Below are 22113 nucleotides of genomic sequence, written 5' to 3'. Positions count from 1 at the left end.
TATTTCGTCGAAGAGATAAGCGGGTCTCATTTCACACTTCTCACATCCAACCTAAGGGAGGGCGAGTGGTGTGCACGATTACATCAAAGAGAGAACTATCAAGATTGGAAAGTATATCGTGGAGACGAGGAAAACAGTTCGCGTGATTGCGAAGGAATTCGGCGTATCCAAAAGTACAGTCCATAAAGATTTGACAGAAAGATTGCCTGAAATCAGTCCGGAGCTTGCAAACGAAGTGAAGGAAATCCTTGATTATCATAAATCGATCCGCCATTTACGGGGCGGGGAAGCCACGAAGATGAAGTACCAGAAAGAAGAGGCGGAAAGCGAGCCTGTCAAATAACAACTTTCTTCCTAAAGATTTAACAAATTTCGTCAAAATTTTGCAGAAGTGCCCGGAAAAGGTATGGAAAACGGAATCATTATGATACAATAAGCAATTAGGACAGTATGTGGAATCCGTTTTTCAAGGAGGAAGAAAGAAGCAATGTTTGCAAGGGATATAGGGATTGATCTGGGTACGGCTAACGTGCTGATTCACGTAAAAGGCCGTGGAATTGTTTTGAATGAGCCGTCGGTCGTTGCCATTGATAAAAATACGAACAGGGTGCTCGCAGTCGGCGAGGAAGCCCGCCGCATGGTCGGCCGTACACCGGGCAATATTGTTGCCATCAGGCCGTTAAAGGATGGCGTCATCGCAGATTTCGATGTTACAGAAGCTATGCTTAAATATTTCATTAATAAACTTGATGTTAAAGGATTTTTATCGAAACCACGCATCCTGATCTGCTGCCCGACCAACGTAACGAGCGTCGAGCAAAAAGCGATCAGGGAAGCAGCCGAAAAGAGCGGCGGCAAGAAAATCTATCTTGAAGAAGAGCCGAAAGTGGCCGCGATTGGCGCCGGCATGGACATTTTCCAGCCAAGCGGCAACATGGTTGTCGATATCGGCGGAGGAACAACAGACGTTGCCGTTCTTTCCATGGGTGATATCGTTACTTCCTCCTCTATCAAAATGGCCGGCGATAAATTTGATGCGGAAATTCTCAGCTATATTAAACGCGAATACAAGCTGCTGATCGGGGAACGTACATCGGAGGATATTAAAATCAATATCGCGACTGTATTCCCTGGCTCCAGGAATGAATCAATGGAAATTCGCGGCCGTGATATGGTCAGCGGGCTTCCAAGGACGATTACCGTCCATTCCAAGGAAATAGAGCAGGCGCTTCACGAATCGGTGGCCGTAATTGTTCAGGCTGCCAAGAGTGTTCTTGAAAGGACTCCGCCGGAGCTTTCCGCTGATATTATCGACCGCGGCGTCATCCTGACAGGAGGCGGTGCCCTTCTGCACGGTATTGACCAGTTGCTTGCGGAAGAGTTGAAGGTACCGGTTCTGATCGCCGAGAACCCGATGGATTGTGTCGCAATCGGGACAGGCATCATGCTTGATAATATTGATCGGATTGCAAGACGTAAATTAGGATAATCAAACGCAGATTTGATTAGCTTGGGGCACTTGGCTGCCAATTATAAACGATAAAAGTGAAAAATATGGAGTCTGGCTGAAACTGTTTGTTTCCGCCAGGCTCTTTTTATTTCGCTGAATAGCCGTGTTTTACCGTTTTTTTAGGCAAAATTCCTGCAAATAGGCTGTTTTTAACAGTTTTCTGCAAAAAAGGCTGTTTAATTTTTATTTTTTTCTTATAATAGGTATAAAGATAGAAAAGATTTTTGTCATTATTTTGTAAAAAAGGGGCGGGCCGGGCATTTAGATAGAAGGCCGCCGTTAAAAGGAGTAAATTATGTCTTCTACAACATATAAGCATCAGGAGCCAAAGTCACGGGAACAATATAAAAAGGCGAACCGTGAGAAAAAGGAGAAAACAGTCCCAGCTTCAGCGGAAAGAAAGCGGATCCGAATTCGGCTTATCCCCATTTGGCTGCGGATCATTCTCTTTGCCCTGCTGATTGCACTTTGCGCGGTCGGAGGGGCAATGTTTGGCTATGGTGTGCTCGGGGACGGAAAGCCGATGGATGTCCTAAATGAATCCACATGGCAGCACATCCGCGATCTCGTCGTCAACAAATAGGCCAGGAAGGGGAAACCCTTCCTTTTTTTGTGGAGAAAAAGTAAAATGGAATTACTGGTTCATATTATGAGGAGGTACTAAAATGCTTGATATTAAACAAATTAAAGAAATCATTCCTCACCGTTATCCATTTTTGCTCGTTGATAAAATTCTCGAGGTGGAAGAAGGCAAGCGGGCGGTAGGCTTGAAAAATGTCAGTGCCAATGAAGAGTTCTTTAACGGTCATTTTCCTGATTTTCCTGTCATGCCAGGCGTGCTCATCGTTGAAGCGCTGGCACAGGTCGGCGCGGTCGCGATGCTGAAGCGTGAGGAGAACCGCGGGAAGCTGGCTTTCTTCACTGGCATCGATAACTGTCGCTTTAAAAAGCAGGTTTACCCTGGCGACCAGCTTCGCCTTGAGGTTGAAATGCTCCGTTTCCGCGGGCCGATGGGAAAAGGCAAAGGCATCGCCACAGTTAACGGCGAAATTGCCTGCGAAACGGAAATCATGTTTGCCATCATTGATAACGAGAAAAAATAAACAACGGACAGGCCGGGCAAAAGAAAGGGCGACTGAATAGTTCGATAGGTATTTCCTGCAAAACTTTTGCCCTAAGCCAATTAGCCTGCACATAGGAATGCAATAAACGCAAAAACCCAATCTTACGCAGATTGGGTTTTTTCATGCATACATGAACTCCACAACCCGCCATTACATGGATTGGGTTTGTGTGTTCCTTTGAAAGTCTTCTTTGATTTTTTTAAACGTTTCAGGTTCTGCCATGATCGTCAGCAACGTGTGGCCAATAATCCGGGCGCCGGTATCAATGATATCCTTCGCCTTCCCGCTTTTCATCATATCGACCATTTGTTGTGTATGAAGCGGGAAATACTGGTTCGAGGTGGCGAGCATCGGGTGGAAAGCTGGGCATACATGGCTCACATTGCCAATATCGGAGCTGCCGAGCATTGTCCCATCGTCTTCTTGATAAGGGACATTCAGATCGTCCATCACAGAGCGGATGACGTCAATGCCAGGCTCGTTTAAAACCATATCGCTGAATGGATAGCCAAGCGTTTCAACTTCATATTCCGTACCCGTTGCAAGCGCGGCCCCTTTAATACAATTCATTGCTCTTTCGACAACGGCATCGAGCTCTTCCTGCCTGGAATGGCGGAGAACCAATTCGATTTCCGAAAAATCAGGAATGACGTTGGACGCCTTACCGCCATTGACAATATAGTAGGAAATCCGTGTATCCGTTGTTACCTGCTGCCTCAGCATATCCAAAGCATTGATGGCCAAAATGGCTCCGTTAAGCGCATTTCTTCCTTCCCAAGGTGTGGCGGAAGCGTGGGTCGGCCTTCCGAAAAACTTCACACGGAAGGTGGAGAGTGCAAGGAACCTGACTGAAGGAAATGTCGTATTTGAATTCATATGGATCATCATCGCAAAATCGTAGTCATGAAAAACGCCTTCGTTTACCATGGCGACTTTTGCTCCGTGCAATTCCTCATCCGGGGTGCCGATCAAATCTACATCAACCTTCAGTTCCTCAGCCATCTCATGTAGGGCGAGCGCTGTGAGCAGGCTTAAGCTCCCGCTCGCACTATGGCCGCAGCCATGGCCAAGGTCGGGAAGCGCGTCATATTCAGCAAGAATAGCCATCCTCCCAATCGGGTTTTCCACACGGACCGCCTGAGCGCGGAACGCGGTTGGAATGCCTGCGAAATTCTCTTCTACCGCCATCCCGTATTCCCGGCAGATTTTCACAAACTTCCTGCATGACTCATATTCAACGCCTGACAACTCGGGATTGTCGGCAAGATCATAATTTAACGCATGGGCGATGTTGCGATTTTTCGCAAGTCCTTCGTCAAATAAATTCTTCAATTCAGCAATCGGTCTCAAGGTGATTCCTCCAACAGTTCATTTATTTTGCAAAAGAAAATTCAAAACCCGTAATGCGGACTCAGATTAAATAAGAAAAATTATAACAGATTATTCGGGAAACAATAAGGATTGTTATCCTAGTTTCTCGTCTTCTTTGGGGTTTCTATTTTTATGGGTATTTAGCCTCATTTTGCAAATAGATGGTTTATTTCATTGGAGAAGGTGTATTTAGTAGTACAAGTTTAAGCATACAGTGCCGCATAGAATGACACCTAGACGGGAACTGGCACTGTATGTTTTATTTTTTGCGCAGAAAGGATTTATCAGAGCTTTTTTCAATTTTGGGGCATGCTAACAGGAGGCTGTAATTTAAATACGGCCAGAGCAACCAAAGTGAAAGGGGCTTTTTATTATGAAAAACAAGCTGTTTATTTTAATCGCCGGCATGGTCTGTTCTGTTTTCCTTCTAGGAGGCTGCGGAACAAATGATGATGAACAGAATCCGCCTCCGCAGGATAAAATCCATAATGACCAAAGGGAACCTCAGAATAACGATCCGAACATAAAAAATGATGGGCGGGTCGATGAGGACGGACTTCTCGAGGATACCGACAATAAAGGCAGGGTAAACCCGAACCGCGATGAAGGCTTGATGAGGGACAATAACGGCAACAAGCTCGATTTGAACGAAAATAAAAGGCGGGATTAAAAAAGTGAAGCATCACGCTTCACTTTTTATTGTGCGCCACTGCCATGCTTGTCAAGACCCGCTCATTAGGGCACTCAGTGCAAAACTCCGCTCAGCGCGGCGGCTTAATTTTTGGTTTCTTTTTTAACTGATCCCTGAACTCATCAAGGAGCACATTTCCATCAAGCCCCTTGTCCAGCAGCTGGCCAAGGAGCAGTTCAGCGTAATCGGTTCTCGTTTTCCTGAGCCGGCCTTCCAGGAGGACGCTGATATGCCGTTCAAACTTTTTCAGCGTGCATAGCCTTGTTTGGAAAAACGCGGGGTCATTCTCGCTGTTTGTAATAATCGCCTGGACGATGAACTCTTTTTCTTTTTCTTCAAGATTCTTGAAATAGTCATAATAGGAAATGTCCGTATAAGCCTCAAGAAGCCAGTTGGCCTTTTCATCTTCTTTGTTAATAATCAGTCCGCTTTCCAGGGGGATTTCTACTATATCCTCGTTATCGAGAATCCCCAGGCTAACAAGTCTAAAGGTTTTCATTCAAGCTTCCCTCCAGCCAACAGAATTTGTCTGTATTATACCATATTCTCCGTCCGAGCATCTTCCCGGCGATTGTCGAAAAAAATGTAATCCACTGGCAAAATCGCCCATCATTTGCAAAAAACCAACCTAAAATCGCTTTTTCGCTTAAGGAAATATGAGTTTTTCCCGGGAAATAACACGAAAAATGTACTTTTAGCGATTTTACTTTCCCGCTCAGGCAGCGCTATGATGAAGCCATCAAGAAAGGAGTTGGAAAGATGATTAACCAAGTTACGCTCGTCGGCCGGCTAACTAAAGACCCAGAACTGAAAAAAACGACAGAAGGACATTGTGTTTCCAATGTCATCCTTGCAGTGAACCGCTCGTTCAGGAACAATCACGGGGAAATTGACACTGATTTTGTCCAGTGTACGTTATGGAAAAAAGCCGCCGAAAATACAGTCCAATATTGCCGGAAAGGATCCGTAGTCGGCATAACCGGGCGGATCCAGACACGCCACTATGACAATCAGGACGGGAAGCGCATTTATGTCACCGAGGTTGTCGCAGAGTCAATCCGTTTTTTAAGCAGCAGACCGGCAGATGGTGAACGGAGGGCAGCAGATCAGCAAAGAATGGAACCTGCCCCGGCGCAAGAGCCGTTCCCTTTCTATACACCTGAGCATGCACACCATCCTTATGAAAATCCAAACCCTCATCCCGAAGCACCCCAGCCGCCGCCTCAACATCAGCCTTCGCATCAAGTTCAGCCTCCCCAACAGGCCCCGGCACATGCCTTTTCTTTTGAAAGAACAGAAACCATCCAGCCGGCCAAGGAGGAACTCCCGATTGGATCGCTATAAAAGCAATGTCGTCGACAGCCTCGAGCATCTTCTCGAAAGCCTGATTAAAATGACCGGCAAAACGAACGAGCATGTCAGCACCCTCCATAAACGGGTCGCCCTGCTCGAAAACAGGCTTGCCGAATACGAAACCGAATCCAAATCCGAAAGCCGAGGACCCTACCCCCTGCCCGAACCACCCATCAAAGAAACCAGGTTCCTCATCCATCTATGAGTACCACGCAACACAAAATATATCTCCCAAAACAACATAAAAACAAACCAGCCCCCGCAAACAGCCCCACACATTCACCCGGCCCACAAAGCCGGTATTTTTTTTGAAGCAGAAGGGACGGTTCCAAGGCTTCATTAGAGTTCGGAACATTTTCCTCTTTTCTATAAAAAATTCTATTGGGCAACAAGAAAATGATACCAATTAATAGGAAATGATGTTTTACATGGATAAGAGGTTGAAATAGAGAAATATGAACAAGTTTCACATAGTGTCGAATAATGGACAAAGTTGTTGAATTAGTAATTGTAAACGCTTTCTATGAAATTTATTCTGATTATAAGCTTTATTTTTACTATTTTTACGAGGAGGGTTCAAATGAAGAAAGTTATTAGCATATTTGCTGCTCTTGCCCTAATTCTTTCATTGGCCGCATGTGGCGGGGAAAAAAGCGGTGGAGGAGAAAAGAAAGAGTCTAAGAAATTGGTAGTTTATTCCCCAAACAGTGAAGACATGATTAACACACTGATCCCGATGTTTGAAAAAGATACTGGGATTAAGGTTGAACTTGTTTCCGCTGGAACGGGAGAACTGATAAAACGTATTGAGTCTGAAAAGGAAAATCCTTATGCTGATGTGATGTTTGGCGGAAGCAAAGCCCAGGCACTAGGTTACAAGGATTTGTTCGAGGAGTACGTGTCAAAGCACAATGATAATATGCTTGATGACCATAAAAATGTGGATGGATTTTTGACTCCTTACGTGGCTGATGGAAGTGTAATCCTAGTTAATACGGATTTAATTGGCGACATTAAAGTTGAAGGGTATGAGGATTTGCTTAACCCTAAATTAAAAGGGAAAATTGCTGCCGCAGATCCTGCAAGCTCCAGCTCTGCTTTTGCTCAACTGACAAATCAGCTATTGGCAATGGGTGGGGATTACAACTCGGAAAAAGGTTGGAACTATGTAGAGAAGCTCATTAAAAACCTTGATGGTAAAGTAGCCAGTGGATCAGGTGCAGTACACAAAGGTGTGGCTGATGGTGAATATGTTGTAGGGCTGACATACGAAGACCCTTCTGCAAGCTATGTAAGGGATGGTGCACCGGTGAAAATTGTTTACCCTAAAGAGGGTGCTGTATTTTTGGATGCGGGTATGGAAATTGTAAAAGGTGCCAAAAACCTTGAAAATGCCAAGAAGTTTGTTGATTTTATAACGTCAAAAGAAGCCCAGGATGCACTTGGAACCAAATTGACTAACCGGCCTTTAAGGAAAGATGCGAAGCTTGGTGATCACATGGCACCACTAGAAAAAATCACACTCATTAAAGAAGACGAAGACTATGTGAAAAATAACAGAGACAAAATCGTACAGAAATATGTAGAGACTTTTACGAATGCGCAGGAATAAACAATAGACTAGTAGGTGAATAACAGTGAGCATTGCAATCAAAATTAGAGATTTAATAAAAAAATACAACAACAATACTGTTATTTCCTCGCTGTCACTGGATATTAAGCAGGGTGAATTTTTCACTCTGCTTGGTCCATCTGGATGTGGTAAAACAACACTTTTAAGAATGATAGCGGGATTTAATAGTATTGAAGGCGGAAAGATTTACTTTAATGAAGAGGTTATCAATAATAAATCACCGCAAAATAGAAACATAGGAATGGTATTTCAGAACTATGCCATTTTTCCTCATTTAACAGTTAAGCAAAATGTCGCATTTGGCCTTACAAACAGAAAGATTTCAAAGCCGGAGATTGAAAAAAGAGTCAACGATATTCTTGATGTCGTTCAAATCTCACAGTACAAAGACCGCTTGCCTGAAAATTTATCCGGTGGGCAGCAACAGCGTGTAGCACTTGCCAGGGCAGTTGTAATTGAACCTGATGTGCTGTTAATGGATGAACCTTTATCTAACTTGGATGCAAAACTGCGTGTCGATATGCGAAATGCCATAAAGGATATTCAGAAAAAGATTGGTATCACCACTGTATATGTAACTCATGATCAAGAGGAAGCCATGGCTGTCTCTGACAGAATAGCTGTTATGAAATCGGGGTTCATTCAGCAGGTAGGTACTCCACAAAATATTTACCATCGGCCGGCAAATGTGTTTGTAGCAACATTTATCGGCAGAACAAATATTATCGAAAGAACCATCCAGCCTGTGAATGGCAAACATATTTTGAAAATGGATGATAATTATACGATTGAATTAGAAAATTTAAAAAGGTCCGGAGAAAATACTCCCTATACGGTAAAAGTATCTATACGGCCAGAAGAGTTCACCATGTGTGAACCAAAGGACGGGATGGAAGCCACTGTTTTAAGCAGTATGTTTTTAGGTTTGAATACACACTACTTTGTGAAATTGGAAAACGGTGAACAACTGGAACTAATTCAGGAATCATCCATGGAAAGTATACTGGAGCCGGGAAGTAAGGTGGGCCTTCAGATAAAAAAAGAAAAAATAAATGTTTTTGATTATGAAAGTGAAATGAATATTACAAAGGGAGTTATTAATGATGTCGAGCAGATCTAATAGGAGAGACGTCTGGACAATTATTACGACGGTAATATTCCTTTTTTACATCATTTTACTTGTTTTTCCGTTATTCACCCTGTTGAAGGAAAGCTTCACCTCGGGGGATGGCAATAAGCTGTCATTGGATTATTTCATTCTGTTTTTCAGTAAAAAGTATTATTATGGTGCCTTACTCAACAGTCTGAAAGTCACAATTTCAGTTACAATATTAACAGTAATATTGGCGACCCCGCTTGCATATATAATGACCACCTTCCAAATTAAAGGAAAAGTATATCTCCAGATTTTAATTTTAATTTCTTCCATGGCACCTCCGTTTATCGGTGCCTATTCATGGATTTTATTGATGGGAAGAAATGGGGTTGTTACAAATTTTATGAAGGACTTCCTTCATATCTCGACCCCGGACATATACGGTTTTACAGGCATATTGCTTGTTTTGACATTGCAGTTGGTCCCTTTGGTTTATATGTATTTGATGGGTGCCTTAAAAAGCATCGACAGTTCGCTATTGGAAGCAGCAGAAAGTCTCGGGGTAACAGGTATAAGGAAAATGTTCAAAGTCATTATACCTTTGGTAATGCCAACGCTGCTTGCCGGTTCTCTTCTTGTATTTATGAGAGCATTAGCTGACTTTGGTACGCCTATGCTAATTGGGGAAGGATACAAAACCGTCCCGGTCCTTATATTCAACGAATTTATAAGTGAAATGGGAGGAAATGATGGTTTCGCTGCTGCCATCAGCGTAATAGTTATTATTTTCGCCATTCTTGTTTTTCTCTTGCAAAAATACATCTCAAATAAAAAGTCATTTTCAATGAGCGCTCTACGACCGATAACAGCCAAAAAGGAAACCGGCTTTAAAAATGTCCTGGCTCATTTATATGTTTATGGTTTTTTAGCATTAGCGATTCTGCCGCAAGGTTACGTAATGTACACTGCCTTTCTAAAAACATCCGGAAGAATATTTGTGGAGGGATATTCCCTGGAGAGCTTCAGGCTGGCATTTGACCGTGCTGGAGATGCGATAATGAATACGTTTGCTATTGGTTTTACAGCATTAGTTTTTGTTGTTTTGATAGCCATCCTTATTGCGTATGTCACAGTAAGGAGAAGGAACCCTTTGACGAATGGTCTTGATGTGATTACAATGGTTCCATACATTGTGCCAGGTTCAGTACTCGGGATCGCCCTTCTTCTTAGCTTTAATAGCAGACCGCTGCTGCTAAGCGGAACTGCAGCTATTCTAGTTATTTCATTCGTCATTAGAAGGCTTCCTTATACGATCCGTTCCAGTGCCGCCATTGTGCATCAGATAAGCCCTAGCATTGAAGAGGCGTCAATTAGCCTGGGGGCATCCAATATTAAAACATTTTTCAGGATAACCTTGCCAATGATGCTGCCAGGAGTTATTTCTGGAGCGATTTTGAGTTGGGTAACAATAATCAGTGAATTGAGTACTTCGATTATTCTTTATACTGCCCGTACGAAAACAATGACCATAGCCATTTATACGGAAGTAATAAGAGGAAATTATGGAACGGCAGCCGCTTTGGCTACCATTCTTTCTGTCATAACCGTTATATCACTATTGATATTCTTTAAGCTTACTGGGAAAAAAGAGATTTCACTATAGTTGAATTTAGAAGGAATGACAGATATGAAGGGTAAAAAGAGAAATTTTAAAGAAGCTACGAAATCTCTTTTTCTTCAATATACTGTCATTCCTATTTCTATTCTCATTGTTCTTTTTTTCTTTTTTACGATTATCATTTTTAAATTAATTCTTGTTCATGAAGCAAATCAGGCAGCGGGGAAAATAGACAAAGAAATCTCCCTTGTTAGCAAAAATTATACAGAGGAGTTAAAAAAGATTACAGAGCACCCGGCGGTAATGGAATACCTGGAGTTTCATGCCCAAAGTAATCTCGTGTATGAGGAATTTTATTCGTTTAATAACAAACAGAAAGTGCGCAGTATTTTCCATCTCGCTGATGAAAACGGGGATGTTTTATTAACCAGCGCTAACTTAACAAGCAAAGCTGTCAACGAAAATATCAGAAGTGTGATCCACCGGATGGCGAAGAATCCAAAGGAAATCCTCATCGATGCAGGGAAGAATCAATATTCACACGGCAAAGTCACGGTACTGACAATGGGCAAAGCCATTGTGAAAAATAACAAAGTCATTGGTTATTCTATTCTTCAATTATATGAAGAAGACTTTTTGAATTTGATTTTTGCAGAAAATGCCGATATATCAGTTATTACAGATTCCTATGATACAATTATTGTTTCCACAAACAGTGTGGTTAAAGGATTAATAAACAAATTCAGACCTCAATACAGCAACAATTCGGATTCCTATGTGGACATTAAAGATGCGACTTTTTTTATCAGCGAAAAAAGCACGGATCCGAATTTTAAGGTCTATGTTTTAAAAACAACAAAAACGCACAACGCCTTCATTTTAATTTACCTAGTATTTATAGTCATTGTAAGCTGCGTCCTGTACTATTTGGTGAAACATTTAGCAGAAAAGATGTCGTCAAAAAATGCCCATTCAATAGAAAAGCTACTCGCAGCAGTATCACGCTTGCAGACCGGAGATAAGAATGCCTATGTCGAGATTAACTCTGGAGATGAATTTGAGGTATTGGCGAATAAGTTCAATACAATGCTCGATAATTTAAATCATTTGGATACGAAGAACAAGGAGTTGGCAGAAATTCAGCGGAAGAGCGAAATAAAGTTTCTGCAAAGCCAGTTCAACCCTCACTTTTTGTTTAATGTATTGGAGACATTGCGCTACACGTTGCTGTTAAATACAAATATGGCTCAGGAAATCATTATCACTCTTTCAAAATTATTAAGGTACAGCATAAATAATGGAGTACCTAATGTTAAATTGGATAAAGATTTAAACTATATTGAAGACTATTTAAAACTGCATAAAATGAGATTCAATGACCGTCTAGAATACGAAATCCTCGTCCCCGATGAAATCAGGAACACGGTAATCCCAAAGTTGTTGCTTCAGCCCGTAATCGAGAATTCGATTAAATACGGCTTCCGCAACCATTCACACCTGACTATAGGGATAAAAGGGGAGATTATTTCTGATAAAATCGTCCTGACTGTTTCTGATAATGGAGGCGGGATTACGGAGGAGCAATTGAAAAGGATTAATGGCTGGTTATCGAACCCGGATAGTACACTCGAACATTTCGGGCTCTATAATGTCCATAGGAAACTAGTTCTCTTATTTGGCGAAGACTATGGATTAACCATAAACAGTGAATATGGTCATGGAACTACGGTAGAAATTATGCTTCCGCTGCATAAAGGGGAGTGGTCTCATGTATAAGATATTAATTGTTGAAGATGAAGACATGATAAGAAATGGCTTAAAGTTTACTATGGACTGGCTAAAAGCTGATTGTGTCATAGTTGGATCAGCCGTGGATGGGCAGGACGGAGTCGAAAAGATCGGAAGCCTGAGGCCGGATATTGTTATTACGGATGTGAATATGCCCATTAAGAATGGAATTGAGATGCTTGAAGAGACGGTGAAAGTATATTCATTCAGCACCATCATCATATCGGGATATGATGACTTTAAATATGCCCAAAGCGCGATCAGACTAGGGGTAAGTGAATATTTACTGAAGCCTGTCGATCATGGGGAGCTGCTCGAAGCGGTTGAAAGGGCGAAAGAAACCCTTAAACAGAAAAAAGAATATGAATATATCCATAGTAATTTATCTTCAATAGAAGATATCAATGTGATAAATCATATGGTCCTTAGCCATTCTTCGAAAACATCCAAATACGTATCCTATATTATAGACTATGTAAAAGAGCATTATAGAGAGAAAATCTCCATCCAGGATTTTGTCCCGAAACTCGATATGAGTGTGACCTACCTGAACCAAAAATTTAAGGAACAAACGTGCTACACATTTAACGAATTTCTCAATCGTTATCGGGTGCAGATGGCCATCGAGCGGCTTAAAATTGGGGAAGATAAGATAACGATGATTGCGCTGGATGTAGGCTTTTATAATTATCGTTACTTCAGCCATGTTTTTAAAAAATATACCCGTGTACTACCAAGTGAGATGCTTGAGTATTTTAGAAGCCAGAATAACTTAAAAGGAAAGTAAAGAAGAATTATATTCTCAATATCAAAATAGGACCATCCAATGAACGGTTTTGTTTGTCTTCAGTGCTTAACGGCTTTTTCGGCAATTATAATGGAAAGACAATGGTTGATGACTTTATTGTAAGAGTCTTCTTCCGAAGATATAAAAAACTCTCCAAAATAAGAATAAAACTCTGTTGAATGGGAATACTATTCCCAAAACCCCCTGTTATATAGAAAAGGCCGCTGAACTGCCAATCCAGCGGCCTTTTCCGTTTTTACTTGTTCATTAACTTCTTTAAGTACTTAACCTCGACTAGAAACTTCTCCAACAATTGCGCGCGGTGTTTCGGCGACAGTACATACAATTCAAGGAGAATCAATTTCAGCACCTGTTCATTTTGAATCATAAAACATTCCAAATTTTTCTTGTCATTGAATTAATTTGGAAAAAATAGGTTGGCTTGTCGCTGTTAATATACTAAGATAGAAGCAAATCCTTTGAAGAGGTGTACGCCCATGCCAATAGACGATGACACAGTTCTCGCTTTCGTAGGAAAGAAAAGCAAGAAAAACATCCTAAGCATCCAACAGCTCCCCAGTTTTTCTGATGCGGTCAGCCTGTCGCTGCCCATCAGCGCAGCTGATATGAAAAATGCGTACCAATTCATTTATCCAAGCAAAAACTCTTCAACTTCGAACCTCACCTTAAGAACTTCATCCCCAGGGTCCATCCAGCTTTCCATCACACCAAACTCACTCATCCTATCACCCATGCAACATCCAATTTCCCCTGAAGCAATGCTGAATATATTGAAAAATTTCATAGTCAAAAAAGGTAATACAAGTATGTACTTAACCACAAGACCGAAAACTAAAGTCTGCGCCAATGAGAAAAAAAAGCCGCAGGCCATAGCAGAAAGCAAGGAGCTGTTCACCGCAAAATAGAATAGATGAAATCAGAGCCAGGGGGGCACCGTGCAAAACAACCCTTCGGATTGACACTTTAACCTGTTGAAATGGCGGATATCTCGGTGGGTTGGTGCGTAAACTAGCTGGAAGTCCACGATTTACAGGGTGAAGAAATTATCAAAAAATGGTAAAATTAAGAAAAACTGTGGGGGATATTATGGATAGCAAGTCCTTACCAAAAATATTAAAATGGTCCATTCTCCTTTTTTTAATGATTATTCTTCTTTCAGGATGTAGTGATGAAGAAAAACCATATGAAATCACTGAATCTAAAAGTAAAATAACAGAACTTGATGACCAATTACAATTAGAATGGGAATACGAAATTAGGAATAATAGTGATGAAGAATCTTACTTTACATTGGTTTTGCCTGCCTACATTCAAACTGCTCTTGTTACTAAAATTGGGATAGTAAGATTGCCTGCAAACTCCACTACTTCTGGAGTAGCCATTGTACGTGCCAAAAAATCAGGAGCAGAAATGACGAAAGAAATTATTGAATCAATAAAGAATGGCAAACTGCCTTTTGTTGAACAAATTTTAATAGGAAAAACAATAAGTCCTAGTTCAGGACAATAAGCCACATTGGTATTTAGCGTTTAAAAGTTACAAACAAAATCAATAATTCCTTTTTTGGTACGGTGGGTCGAAGGTTAACGTGCTTTTAATTGAACAAGAATAATATTTTTACAGGAGAAAAAATGCGGACTAAAAAGGTGCGGGGGTTAAAAAGAAAAACGAAAAAAATGTTGGAAAGAATAGAATATAACACTATTGAGTTTCCAGCTGACTTTTATGGTGGGTACTGGGAAATGAAACTACCAGTAGGCGGTTTTATTAACTCAAAGAAAACACCTATGGGAATAAAGCGACTTTGCATCAACAAATTACTGGAAAGGGCCCAGCATTTAGTGACAATAAAGCCGAAAACTGAAGAAACCCTTCGTGTTGTAGTATTGATAAATGCAACGGACCTATGGAACTCCCAAATCATTGTGTTTAAGGACGATAGGTATTTTCAATTCTTTTTTGAAAGAAATGATGGATACCAAAAGTGGACCCCGCTACAGGGGGAAGGAGATATCGCTATTGAATATCATCTATCCATCCCAAGCTTTTTTGATATTAAACGGTTTAATCTAGAAGTTAAAGATGAGGACGGCTCATTTGAAAACGAGTTATGGTTTATTGGAGAATTGAAATAATACTAATACACTTAAACATAAAGGTTCTTATGAACCACAAAACAATACAAAACAAGCTCCGAGCTTCAATGGCCCGGAGCTTGTTTGCATGCCAATTTTCCGGCAATAAATCCTATTTCAAAAGAACAAGATCACGCAACTCGTCCGTCGATAGTTCGGTGATCCAGTTTTCGCTTTGGATGACCTGGTCATTCAGGTGCTGTTTTTTCTCGAGCATCGCATCGATTTTCTCTTCGAGCGTGCCTGTGCAAATCAGCTTATGGACATGGACGAACAATTGCTGGCCGATCCGGTAGGCGCGGTCGGTCGCCTGGTTTTCGACAGCCGGATTCCACCAGCGGTCATAATGGATCACGTGGTTGGCCGCAGTCAAATTAAGACCCGTTCCGCCCGCTTTCAAGCTGAGCAAGAAAACAGGAAATTCGTGATTTTGGAACCGTTCAATCATATCATCGCGCTTCGCTTTCGGGACGCTACCGTTCAGGAATGGAGCGTCAATTCCGAACTTGGCTTTAAGCACCGACCGGATCATTTCACCCATATCGAGATACTGGGTGAAAATGATACAGCTTTCACCTTGTTCAAGCACGGCGTCGATGAGCTCGACCAGTTTTTCCATCTTTGCCGAACGGGACACCAGGTTCCGGGAAGAAGCCGAGCCGGCCGTCCTATTTGGAACCTCCGCATCGTTCTTCCGCTCGGGAACTGATTTCCCATCCCTCCGGCCAGACTCCGCCGTTCCACCACTCCCGCCGGGAACCTCCGCGGCCGTATCCGCAGCTCCCATCTGATTCGCAGGCACTCCGGCAAGCTCATCTCCGCCTCCACCGACAGTCCCTGCAGCAAGCGTACCCCATTCCTTCAAATAAAGCGCCGGATGGTTGCACAGCTGCTTCAGCTTGCTCAAAAGCTGGAGAATCATGCCTTTCCGCTCAAAACCGGTCAGCTTCTCAAGCTGGGTGAACGTATCCTGGACAAGCTGCTCGTACAAGGACGCCTGCTCGGCTGTGAGCGGGCAGTATTCCTTCTGCTCGAGCTTATCAGGCAAATTCAGGGCGACTTCTTCATCCTTCTTTGTCCGCCGCAGCAGGAACGGCCTGATCAGCGCCTGCAGCTCACGGACCTTCTCGGCGTTTTCTTCCTTTTCAATCGGAATCGCGAACCGCTTCTGGAACTGGCCGATTGAACCGAGATAACCGTGATTCGTAAAATCAAAAATCGACCAAAGCTCGGACAAGCGGTTCTCCATCGGCGTCCCGGTCAGGGCGATATGGTGGCGGCCGCGAAGCTTCCGGACCGCGCGCGACTGCTTCGTCTGCGCGTTCTTAATATTTTGCGCCTCGTCAATCGCAATCGTATCCCACTCAATCTGGCTGAATTCCTCTTCATCAAGATGGGTAAGCCCATAGGAAGTCAGGACAACATCGTGGCCAGCCGCTGTTTCGGCAAAAGCTTCGCCCTTCAGCCGGCTTGACCCGTAATGAAGATGGACGCGAAGTTCCGGCGCGAATCTTTCCAGCTCCTTCTGCCAGTTGCCGAGCACTGATGTCGGGCAGATAATGAGTGATGGCGCCAAGTCTTCCTTGCTGGCGGCCCGGACCCCACCATCCGTATCTTCCGCCGAATCCGGCGTCTCTTCCGCCTTCAATTTTCTGTGCGCCTTCTTCGCAGGGCCGGCTTCTTCCGCGGCTTTTTCTTTTGCCGAGAGAAGGCAGGAGATGAGTTGGATCGTTTTCCCGAGGCCCATGTCGTCGGCAAGGATGGCGCCGAAGCCGAATTGCCGCAGGAACAGGAGCCAGCTCATGCCAAGCTGCTGGTACGGCCTGAGTGTGCCGTTCAGCCCGTCAGGCACAGGGACGAGAGGGATTTCATTGATTTCGCGGAGCTGTTTCATCATTTGTTTCCATTGCCGGTTTAGTTCAATTTGGATTTTGGCAAAAGCGCGCGGGTTTTCGAGGTCATCGCCTTCTGGCTCCTCGGTGAGTTCCTGTTCAAGCAGGTCGCGCACATGGAGGCCTTCTTTTTCGGCCTTTTTCATCATCTCCTGGATTTGGCGGATGAAGGCGGGGTCGAGCTTGACCCAACGGCCGCGCACATAGACGAGGCGCCGTTTGTCCTCGACCATCGAGCGGAATTCATCCTCGCTTAAGTCAACGCCATTCATCGAAAAGCGCCAGTTGAAATCGAGCATCGCGTCCAAGCCGACGAAGGAAGGGCGGTTGCTGGAAGTGCCCTTCACGGACGCCTTGACACGCATATTCGCTTTTTTCATCGCTTCCCACCAGCCAGGCAGGAGAATTTCGACGCCGAGCGCGACGAGAACTTCGCTTGATTCCGTCAAAAACACCCATGCCTCTTCCTCAGAGAGCGAGGTTTTCAGCCTGTCATAAACCCCGAGGGAGGGAATCAACGCAACCCAGCGTTCCTCCTCGCGATAAGCCGTCTCCACGAACGGCTTCCATGACTTCGGTACAGCCGGGTCATCGATCCGGTATAATTCGTCCGGATTCCGTTTTCCGCGCAGGAACATCTCGAGCAGCCAGAAGCCTTCGCCGTCCTCAGGCTCATCAAGCCGGAGGCCAATCGAAAAAGGCGCCGGGTTTTCCTTGATGCCTGCCCACTCGAGCCACTTTTCCTCGTCAAAATAACGGGCCAACGTCGCCGCCGGGATGTTGCTGCCTTCCAATAGTTCAAGCTTCGGGCCAAACACTTCACGCATTTCTTTGTTCCGGGTCAGATAAGCGTCGAGGGCGAGATTATACAAATCCTCGATGAAGTCATAAGCCGTAATCTGTGCCAAGTCATGCCGAACCCCGAGTAAACCAGCCTCGTCTTCACCGGAAGGCCCGCCGTCCGCAGCTGTTGAATGAAGTGCAGCCGTTCCGCCAAGGCCGAACCCTTCCACTGACAGCCCCTGCTCCCAAAAGGAACTGTCGAACTCTTCGCGCACCCTTGAAGGCAGCCTCCAACGGAACGTTCCCGCCTCCCACGCTTTGAAATCGGGGAGCCACTCCTTTTCCAAAATGCTTTCATAAAGGACGTGGGCGGAAGAGAGGCAGATTTCCGACGCCTCATCCCAATCCCAATCAAAAAAGCGGTTGAAGGATTCACGCGCGAACAAAGTGACGAGCTGCCAGGCATTCAACTCAAGCATTTCCATCCCGTCAACCTTCACCGGATCAATGAAGGCCCCGTAATAGCTTTCGGGATGGCGGCTGAACAGCGGAAACTTCCATGTCTCCGTTGAAAGCCAATGCCCATTAGCCCCTTTCGCCGCAAGCAAATAGCCATTATTCTTTTTTGTCAAAAACAGTTTCATAAACGGCTCATTAACCATACATTGTGTTCTCCTTTAGCCTCCGGGCAGGCTTGAAGTCTGTCCCTTTTGCAAATACGGTCCGCACAATCCTTAAAAACCAATGCCCGCTAAGCATCAATCAGCTTGCTCCTCTGGCATTCCTCGTGGAAGGCCCGCAGCCTTTTCGTCCGCTCAAGCAGCGTTTCCAAAAAGGCTTCCCATTCAGCGAGCCGCTTTTGCTTTTTATAGAGTGTCCTGAGCTTCTTCAGCATGCGGACCGCGTTCTTGTAACCAGGACGGTTTTTCGACGCAATCTGCTTTGCCGCCGACTGGTGGAGCATCGAGATCACAATTTCAGGATACTCCTTCTCAAGCACCTTCAGCCGGGCGGAAGGGAGATCGGCATACGAATAGCCCATGAAAGCCTGCAAATCAGCCCACTTCGCTAAATCGCCGCGCTCAAACAGCAAACTCCCATAATCATAGTAACTATAAGGAAGTGCCTGCTGGAGCAGCCTCTCAGATAATTCGCTCCGTCCAGTTGCTTCAGTATAAGGGATGGCCGTTTCGAGCACAGTCTTCACAAACTGGGACCGCCGCTGATATCCGGCGACCGCCGCAACCGTTTCCTTCAACTTCTGGATGAGCTGCTCGACATAAGGCCCGCACCGGCCCCAATCCTTCTGCGCCGACAGCCTGTCAACCCAATAGACAAGGAACTGGCCGGCAAGCTCGGTCTCCACATCGGCAAGCTTGCCAAGCGCCTCGGCATCATTCTTGAGCATCACATTCAAGTGAATATCGGCGATTGCCAGCGCAAGACCCGCTTCGCCTTCCGCAACGGAAGAAGCATCTCTTACCTTCGCAAGCTCATCTTCAAGCTGTGGCCTGCTTTTGAACAGAACCGTCCAAAGGCCCATGTACAAATACAACCGCTCATTGAAAAATCCATTTACACCTGTCAGCAGCTCGCGGACATCCTCCCTTAGCGCCGCAAGGAAAGGTTCGGACCCAAGAGGCAGCGCCCGGCCGCCCAGCTTCTCGCCGAGCCTGATTCCGTCCTCCTCCAGCTCCGAAAACAGATGGGCATAATACCGGCTGACCATTTCATTCGTATGTCCGAGCTCCGCGCCAAGCCGGGCAAGCTCCTTGATCGAAAATACAACTGCGGAAAGCTCATAAAGAAGCCGCCACTCTTCACCTGCAGGCGAATCAGCCCGCAAACGCAGCCAATACATCGAGAAAAGGTCGCCAACCACATACGGATTCACATATTTCTTCGACCTCATAATCGAATTAAACCCTGACGAAAACGACACCAGCCACAAGCGGTAATCAGGCTCCACCTTCCCGCTGGCCTTCACAAGATCACGAGCCGTTTTCAGCCCCCAAACCGAAGCAGCCTTTTTCTCAAGCATCGGATAACGCCACTCTTCAAGCCACTCGGCCACACTGCCTTCCCGGCCATACGCCGCGAAAAACACCGCCAGCTGATGCCGGCAAATCCCGTGAGCAGGACACGAACACTCACTCATCTCCATAAACGTCAACTCAAGCGTGACCCTCACCGGCACCACATCCTGCACCGCCGCCGTCACCGTTTCCTCCTCCACACGCAGCTGCGAAACCATCCCCTGCCTGTACAGAAGCATCCCCTTCTGCATCAGCCGAGCATCCTCCTCGAAATTCGGCGACAACATATCCGCCAAGTGATCAGCCGCCATCGCCAGCCCTTCATGCCGCATCAACAAACACCTCCTCTTCGTGCAAAATGAACCTTGTTCCCAGCCGTCTGCACCGGAACCGGATAGACCCAGTGCCTACCGCGGTGCGCAGCATCCATCACGCTCAACCCGCCTGCATCACAAAGTCCACGCCAAACAATATAAGTCAAACGGCATTGACAACCAGCCGTTTTAATCAAAAAATCCATATTCTTTTATTATACCCAAAATTACGCCTAAGTTGGACTCCTACCTCTTATTTGACTTTGTTGTTTTCGGATTTGTCTTTTGATTCATTTCTCATTCACTCGTTTTTTTGGTTTTTCATCCTCTTTTTTCATTCGATTTTAGCCTTATCCTATCAATCTATTACTTGCTATTTCCAAATTATCTACTTTTTATTTTGTTCAACTATTAACATAAAACTATTTTATTATAGTGTTAATAAGAATAATTCCCTTCTGATTGCCAGTTTTGTTGCCGTCTAGTTTGGGTAAATAAGCAGGACGAAATATAAATCTTGTTCATGATCACTTCCCTTGGAAATATTGTCATAAATTTGTCACATAGATAATTTTTGGAAATTCATTTACATTTGACAAAAAATTTAATAAAATAGGGAAAACGATCGAAAAAGGAGGAGACTTGGAGAAGTGAAAGGACTCGATATGGAAGAGGAGAAGAGCATTTTCCTTGAAATTTTAAAAAGAGCCTATGAAAAAGGAATCAAAGAAGAACAGATGACTTCTATGAAAATGATAGAAGACTTGAAAGCAGACCTTAAAAGCATGCCGATGGCACAATCGGAGACTATATAGAAAAAATAGAAGACTTCCGCTGGAGGTCTTCTATTATTTTTGCTTAAAATTATATTAATATAGTTATTTTTATTTAGTTAAATGTATGGGACCTCTTAATTCCTCTTTTTTCCTGTTAAATACCTTCAGATATATTATTCCAGATAAGGAAGCGGGATTCCATGGATTTAAATATCCTCTTTCTGGCATCGTTCCTCAATAAAATCAGTCGAGGATTTCCAATCCTTCCGAGATTCTCTTTTTTGCGCCTTTACGCCAGCTTTTCACGGCGGAAATACTGACATTCTCCCTATCGGCAATTTCCTTGATTGATAAAAATTCCAGGCACGTATAGAGCACCCACTTCTTCTGGTTAGGAGTGAGATCGCCGCAATAAGAGAGGATCAGTTGAACCGGAAGAGATTCTTGTAATTGTGGTTCTTCAATCATTTCCCAGAATTCTTCTTTCGGATAAACCGTCCGGTCGGCAATCGTATTCATTTTTGTGAGTTCGGTCATCATCCTGCCTTTAATGTAGCGGTACGCATACCCTTTGAAATTGCCTTTTCCAGCATCGAAGCTCTTCGAAGTCTCCCAAAGGGCGATCAGGCCCGTTTGGAAAAACTCCTCCTTGTTCTTATAAATATGAAGCGAGCGGATAATGCTGTAAATCATCGGTGCATATTTGTCTGCAATCTTGTCGAAATAATCCACGTGCGGTTCCTTTCAGGAAAGCGCGCTTGCCAATGTATTCCCGGGTAACTTCACCATACTGCTGGCGGAATTGTTTGGCGAATCGTGATAATTCAATTTTGAAGGCAGATTTACGTTAAAAAAAGCCATTTCAACGGGGGGATTATTGCAAAACAAACACAAAAACAGTGTGGAAAGTCACTTTTCGGCCATTTTGCAAAAATTTCGTATTTATTACTGATCAAAATAAGAGGACCTCTTTTTGATACGGGAGAAGCGCTCGGATTATGGAATGGCGCATAAACCCGCTGGATCCACGCATACCCTCAGCGGATTGGCACATATACCAAATGAATTCGCGCAAAACTAGCTGGAGTGCCGCCAACCGGCAGAAACGAAGCCTACCCCAACGGAATTGGATAATAAACTCCTGGAATTGGATAATAAACCAGCGAAATTGGATAATAAACCTCC

The 22113-nt window shown here is 44.1% G+C and carries 21 protein-coding genes; 15 read left to right on the top strand and 6 right to left on the bottom strand.

The window, feature by feature from the left end; translation table 11 throughout:
- The first annotated feature begins 70 nt into the window (after positions 1-70).
- The 4 genes from spoIIID to fabZ all read left to right on the top strand — a co-directional run bounded on the left by spoIIID (position 71) and on the right by fabZ (position 2613).
- A complete protein-coding gene (gene spoIIID, locus BN1002_RS19580; RefSeq protein WP_048827201.1) occupies positions 71-343 on the top strand; it encodes a sporulation transcriptional regulator SpoIIID in 273 nt (90 codons plus the stop codon).
- A 144-nt stretch (positions 344-487) separates the two neighbouring features.
- Positions 488-1489 carry a rod shape-determining protein gene (locus tag BN1002_RS19575; protein ID WP_048827200.1) on the top strand — a complete coding sequence of 334 codons (1002 nt, stop codon included), beginning with the start codon at positions 488-490 and terminating at the stop codon, positions 1487-1489.
- Positions 1490-1805: 316 nt separating this feature from the next.
- Positions 1806-2093, top strand: a complete 288-nt coding sequence (locus BN1002_RS19570) for a DNA-directed RNA polymerase subunit beta (RefSeq protein WP_048827199.1) — start codon at positions 1806-1808, stop codon at positions 2091-2093.
- Positions 2094-2175: 82 nt separating this feature from the next.
- Positions 2176-2613, top strand: a complete 438-nt coding sequence (fabZ, locus tag BN1002_RS19565) for a 3-hydroxyacyl-ACP dehydratase FabZ (RefSeq protein WP_048827198.1) — start codon at positions 2176-2178, stop codon at positions 2611-2613.
- A 171-nt stretch (positions 2614-2784) separates the two neighbouring features.
- Here the strand turns inward: fabZ and BN1002_RS19560 are convergent, their stop codons facing one another.
- The gene (locus BN1002_RS19560) at positions 2785-3984 is read right to left on the bottom strand and encodes an amidohydrolase (protein ID WP_197072825.1); all 1200 of its coding nucleotides are present in this window, start codon (positions 3982-3984) and stop codon (positions 2785-2787) included.
- A 394-nt stretch (positions 3985-4378) separates the two neighbouring features.
- Between BN1002_RS19560 and BN1002_RS19555 the strand changes: the two genes are divergently transcribed.
- The gene (locus tag BN1002_RS19555) at positions 4379-4675 is read left to right on the top strand and encodes a hypothetical protein (RefSeq protein WP_048827197.1); all 297 of its coding nucleotides are present in this window, start codon (positions 4379-4381) and stop codon (positions 4673-4675) included.
- A 91-nt stretch (positions 4676-4766) separates the two neighbouring features.
- Here BN1002_RS19555 and BN1002_RS19550 read toward each other — a convergent pair whose 3' ends face one another.
- Positions 4767-5195 carry a YwpF family protein gene (locus tag BN1002_RS19550; RefSeq protein WP_048827196.1) on the bottom strand — a complete coding sequence of 143 codons (429 nt, stop codon included), beginning with the start codon at positions 5193-5195 and terminating at the stop codon, positions 4767-4769.
- Between the two features lie 260 nt (positions 5196-5455).
- On the opposite strand from BN1002_RS19550, the gene BN1002_RS24300 reads away from it, so the two are divergent.
- The 7 genes from BN1002_RS24300 to BN1002_RS19515 all read left to right on the top strand — a co-directional run bounded on the left by BN1002_RS24300 (position 5456) and on the right by BN1002_RS19515 (position 12971).
- A complete protein-coding gene (locus tag BN1002_RS24300) occupies positions 5456-6040 on the top strand; it encodes a single-stranded DNA-binding protein (protein ID WP_231575066.1) in 585 nt (194 codons plus the stop codon).
- Positions 6027-6254, top strand: coding sequence for a hypothetical protein (locus BN1002_RS19540; protein ID WP_048827195.1), 228 nt, complete (start codon positions 6027-6029; stop codon positions 6252-6254). Before BN1002_RS24300 ends, BN1002_RS19540 begins: the two co-directional genes overlap by 14 nt.
- A gap of 375 nt (positions 6255-6629) precedes the next feature.
- Positions 6630-7661, top strand: a complete 1032-nt coding sequence (locus BN1002_RS19535; protein ID WP_048827194.1) for an ABC transporter substrate-binding protein — start codon at positions 6630-6632, stop codon at positions 7659-7661.
- A gap of 25 nt (positions 7662-7686) precedes the next feature.
- On the top strand, positions 7687-8802 hold the full coding sequence (locus BN1002_RS19530) for an ABC transporter ATP-binding protein (RefSeq protein WP_048827193.1): 1116 nt from the start codon (positions 7687-7689) through the stop codon (positions 8800-8802).
- Complete coding sequence (locus tag BN1002_RS19525; protein WP_048828080.1) at positions 8786-10441, top strand: ABC transporter permease; 1656 nt, start codon at positions 8786-8788, stop codon at positions 10439-10441. Before BN1002_RS19530 ends, BN1002_RS19525 begins: the two co-directional genes overlap by 17 nt.
- A gap of 24 nt (positions 10442-10465) precedes the next feature.
- Positions 10466-12172 (top strand): sensor histidine kinase, encoded by a 1707-nt coding sequence (locus BN1002_RS19520; RefSeq protein ID WP_048828078.1) that lies wholly within the window; start codon positions 10466-10468, stop codon positions 12170-12172.
- Positions 12165-12971: a response regulator transcription factor gene (locus BN1002_RS19515; RefSeq protein ID WP_048827192.1), complete on the top strand. Its 807-nt coding sequence runs from the start codon at positions 12165-12167 to the stop codon at positions 12969-12971. The genes BN1002_RS19520 and BN1002_RS19515 overlap by 8 nt, the downstream gene beginning before the upstream one ends.
- A 256-nt stretch (positions 12972-13227) precedes the next feature.
- Here BN1002_RS19515 and BN1002_RS24395 read toward each other — a convergent pair whose 3' ends face one another.
- On the bottom strand, positions 13228-13359 hold the full coding sequence (locus tag BN1002_RS24395) for a hypothetical protein (RefSeq protein ID WP_269429811.1): 132 nt from the start codon (positions 13357-13359) through the stop codon (positions 13228-13230).
- 719 nt (positions 13360-14078) lie between these two features.
- Here BN1002_RS24395 and BN1002_RS19505 point away from each other — a divergent pair.
- Together BN1002_RS19505 and BN1002_RS19500 are read left to right on the top strand one after the other, a co-directional pair.
- Entirely contained in the window at positions 14079-14501 is a 423-nt protein-coding gene (locus BN1002_RS19505; protein WP_048827190.1) for a hypothetical protein, read from the top strand.
- Between the two features lie 122 nt (positions 14502-14623).
- Positions 14624-15127 (top strand): DUF3916 domain-containing protein, encoded by a 504-nt coding sequence (locus BN1002_RS19500; protein ID WP_048827189.1) that lies wholly within the window; start codon positions 14624-14626, stop codon positions 15125-15127.
- A gap of 112 nt (positions 15128-15239) precedes the next feature.
- Here the strand turns inward: BN1002_RS19500 and BN1002_RS24295 are convergent, their stop codons facing one another.
- Together BN1002_RS24295 and BN1002_RS19490 are read right to left on the bottom strand one after the other, a co-directional pair.
- A complete protein-coding gene (locus BN1002_RS24295) occupies positions 15240-18464 on the bottom strand; it encodes a DEAD/DEAH box helicase (protein ID WP_048827188.1) in 3225 nt (1074 codons plus the stop codon).
- Between the two features lie 89 nt (positions 18465-18553).
- The gene (locus BN1002_RS19490) at positions 18554-20170 is read right to left on the bottom strand and encodes an SWIM zinc finger family protein (RefSeq protein ID WP_048827187.1); all 1617 of its coding nucleotides are present in this window, start codon (positions 20168-20170) and stop codon (positions 18554-18556) included.
- A gap of 632 nt (positions 20171-20802) precedes the next feature.
- Between BN1002_RS19490 and BN1002_RS23900 the strand changes: the two genes are divergently transcribed.
- A complete protein-coding gene (locus BN1002_RS23900) occupies positions 20803-20967 on the top strand; it encodes a YwzD family small protein (RefSeq protein WP_156129732.1) in 165 nt (54 codons plus the stop codon).
- A gap of 204 nt (positions 20968-21171) precedes the next feature.
- Here BN1002_RS23900 and BN1002_RS19485 read toward each other — a convergent pair whose 3' ends face one another.
- Positions 21172-21660, bottom strand: a complete 489-nt coding sequence (locus BN1002_RS19485) for a sigma-70 family RNA polymerase sigma factor (RefSeq protein ID WP_048827186.1) — start codon at positions 21658-21660, stop codon at positions 21172-21174.
- Positions 21661-22113: the final 453 nt, after the last annotated feature.

The sequence above is a fragment of the Bacillus sp. B-jedd genome, from assembly GCF_000821085.1.
Taxonomy (GTDB): domain Bacteria; phylum Bacillota; class Bacilli; order Bacillales; family Cytobacillaceae; genus Bacillus_D.
The sequence above is the reverse complement of the archived record's forward strand: the minus strand, read 5'-3'. Positions and strand labels throughout refer to the sequence as shown.

Bases quoted from the DNA above. Each gene is read 5' to 3' on its own strand.
- BN1002_RS24395 (WP_269429811.1), bottom strand. From the start codon at position 13,359: ATGATTCAAAATGAACAGGTGCTGAAATTGATTCTCCTTGAATTGTAT.
- BN1002_RS24295 (WP_048827188.1), bottom strand. From the start codon at position 18,464: ATGGTTAATGAGCCGTTTATGAAACTGTTTTTGACAAAAAAGAATAAT.
- BN1002_RS19515 (WP_048827192.1), top strand. From the start codon at position 12,165: ATGTATAAGATATTAATTGTTGAAGATGAAGACATGATAAGAAATGGC.
- BN1002_RS19490 (WP_048827187.1), bottom strand. From the start codon at position 20,170: ATGCGGCATGAAGGGCTGGCGATGGCGGCTGATCACTTGGCGGATATG.
- BN1002_RS19570 (WP_048827199.1), top strand. From the start codon at position 1,806: ATGTCTTCTACAACATATAAGCATCAGGAGCCAAAGTCACGGGAACAA.
- BN1002_RS19555 (WP_048827197.1), top strand. From the start codon at position 4,379: ATGAAAAACAAGCTGTTTATTTTAATCGCCGGCATGGTCTGTTCTGTT.
- BN1002_RS19550 (WP_048827196.1), bottom strand. From the start codon at position 5,195: ATGAAAACCTTTAGACTTGTTAGCCTGGGGATTCTCGATAACGAGGAT.
- BN1002_RS19500 (WP_048827189.1), top strand. From the start codon at position 14,624: ATGCGGACTAAAAAGGTGCGGGGGTTAAAAAGAAAAACGAAAAAAATG.
- BN1002_RS19505 (WP_048827190.1), top strand. From the start codon at position 14,079: ATGGATAGCAAGTCCTTACCAAAAATATTAAAATGGTCCATTCTCCTT.
- BN1002_RS19575 (WP_048827200.1), top strand. From the start codon at position 488: ATGTTTGCAAGGGATATAGGGATTGATCTGGGTACGGCTAACGTGCTG.
- BN1002_RS24300 (WP_231575066.1), top strand. From the start codon at position 5,456: ATGATTAACCAAGTTACGCTCGTCGGCCGGCTAACTAAAGACCCAGAA.
- fabZ (WP_048827198.1), top strand. From the start codon at position 2,176: ATGCTTGATATTAAACAAATTAAAGAAATCATTCCTCACCGTTATCCA.
- BN1002_RS19535 (WP_048827194.1), top strand. From the start codon at position 6,630: ATGAAGAAAGTTATTAGCATATTTGCTGCTCTTGCCCTAATTCTTTCA.
- BN1002_RS19520 (WP_048828078.1), top strand. From the start codon at position 10,466: ATGAAGGGTAAAAAGAGAAATTTTAAAGAAGCTACGAAATCTCTTTTT.
- BN1002_RS19525 (WP_048828080.1), top strand. From the start codon at position 8,786: ATGTCGAGCAGATCTAATAGGAGAGACGTCTGGACAATTATTACGACG.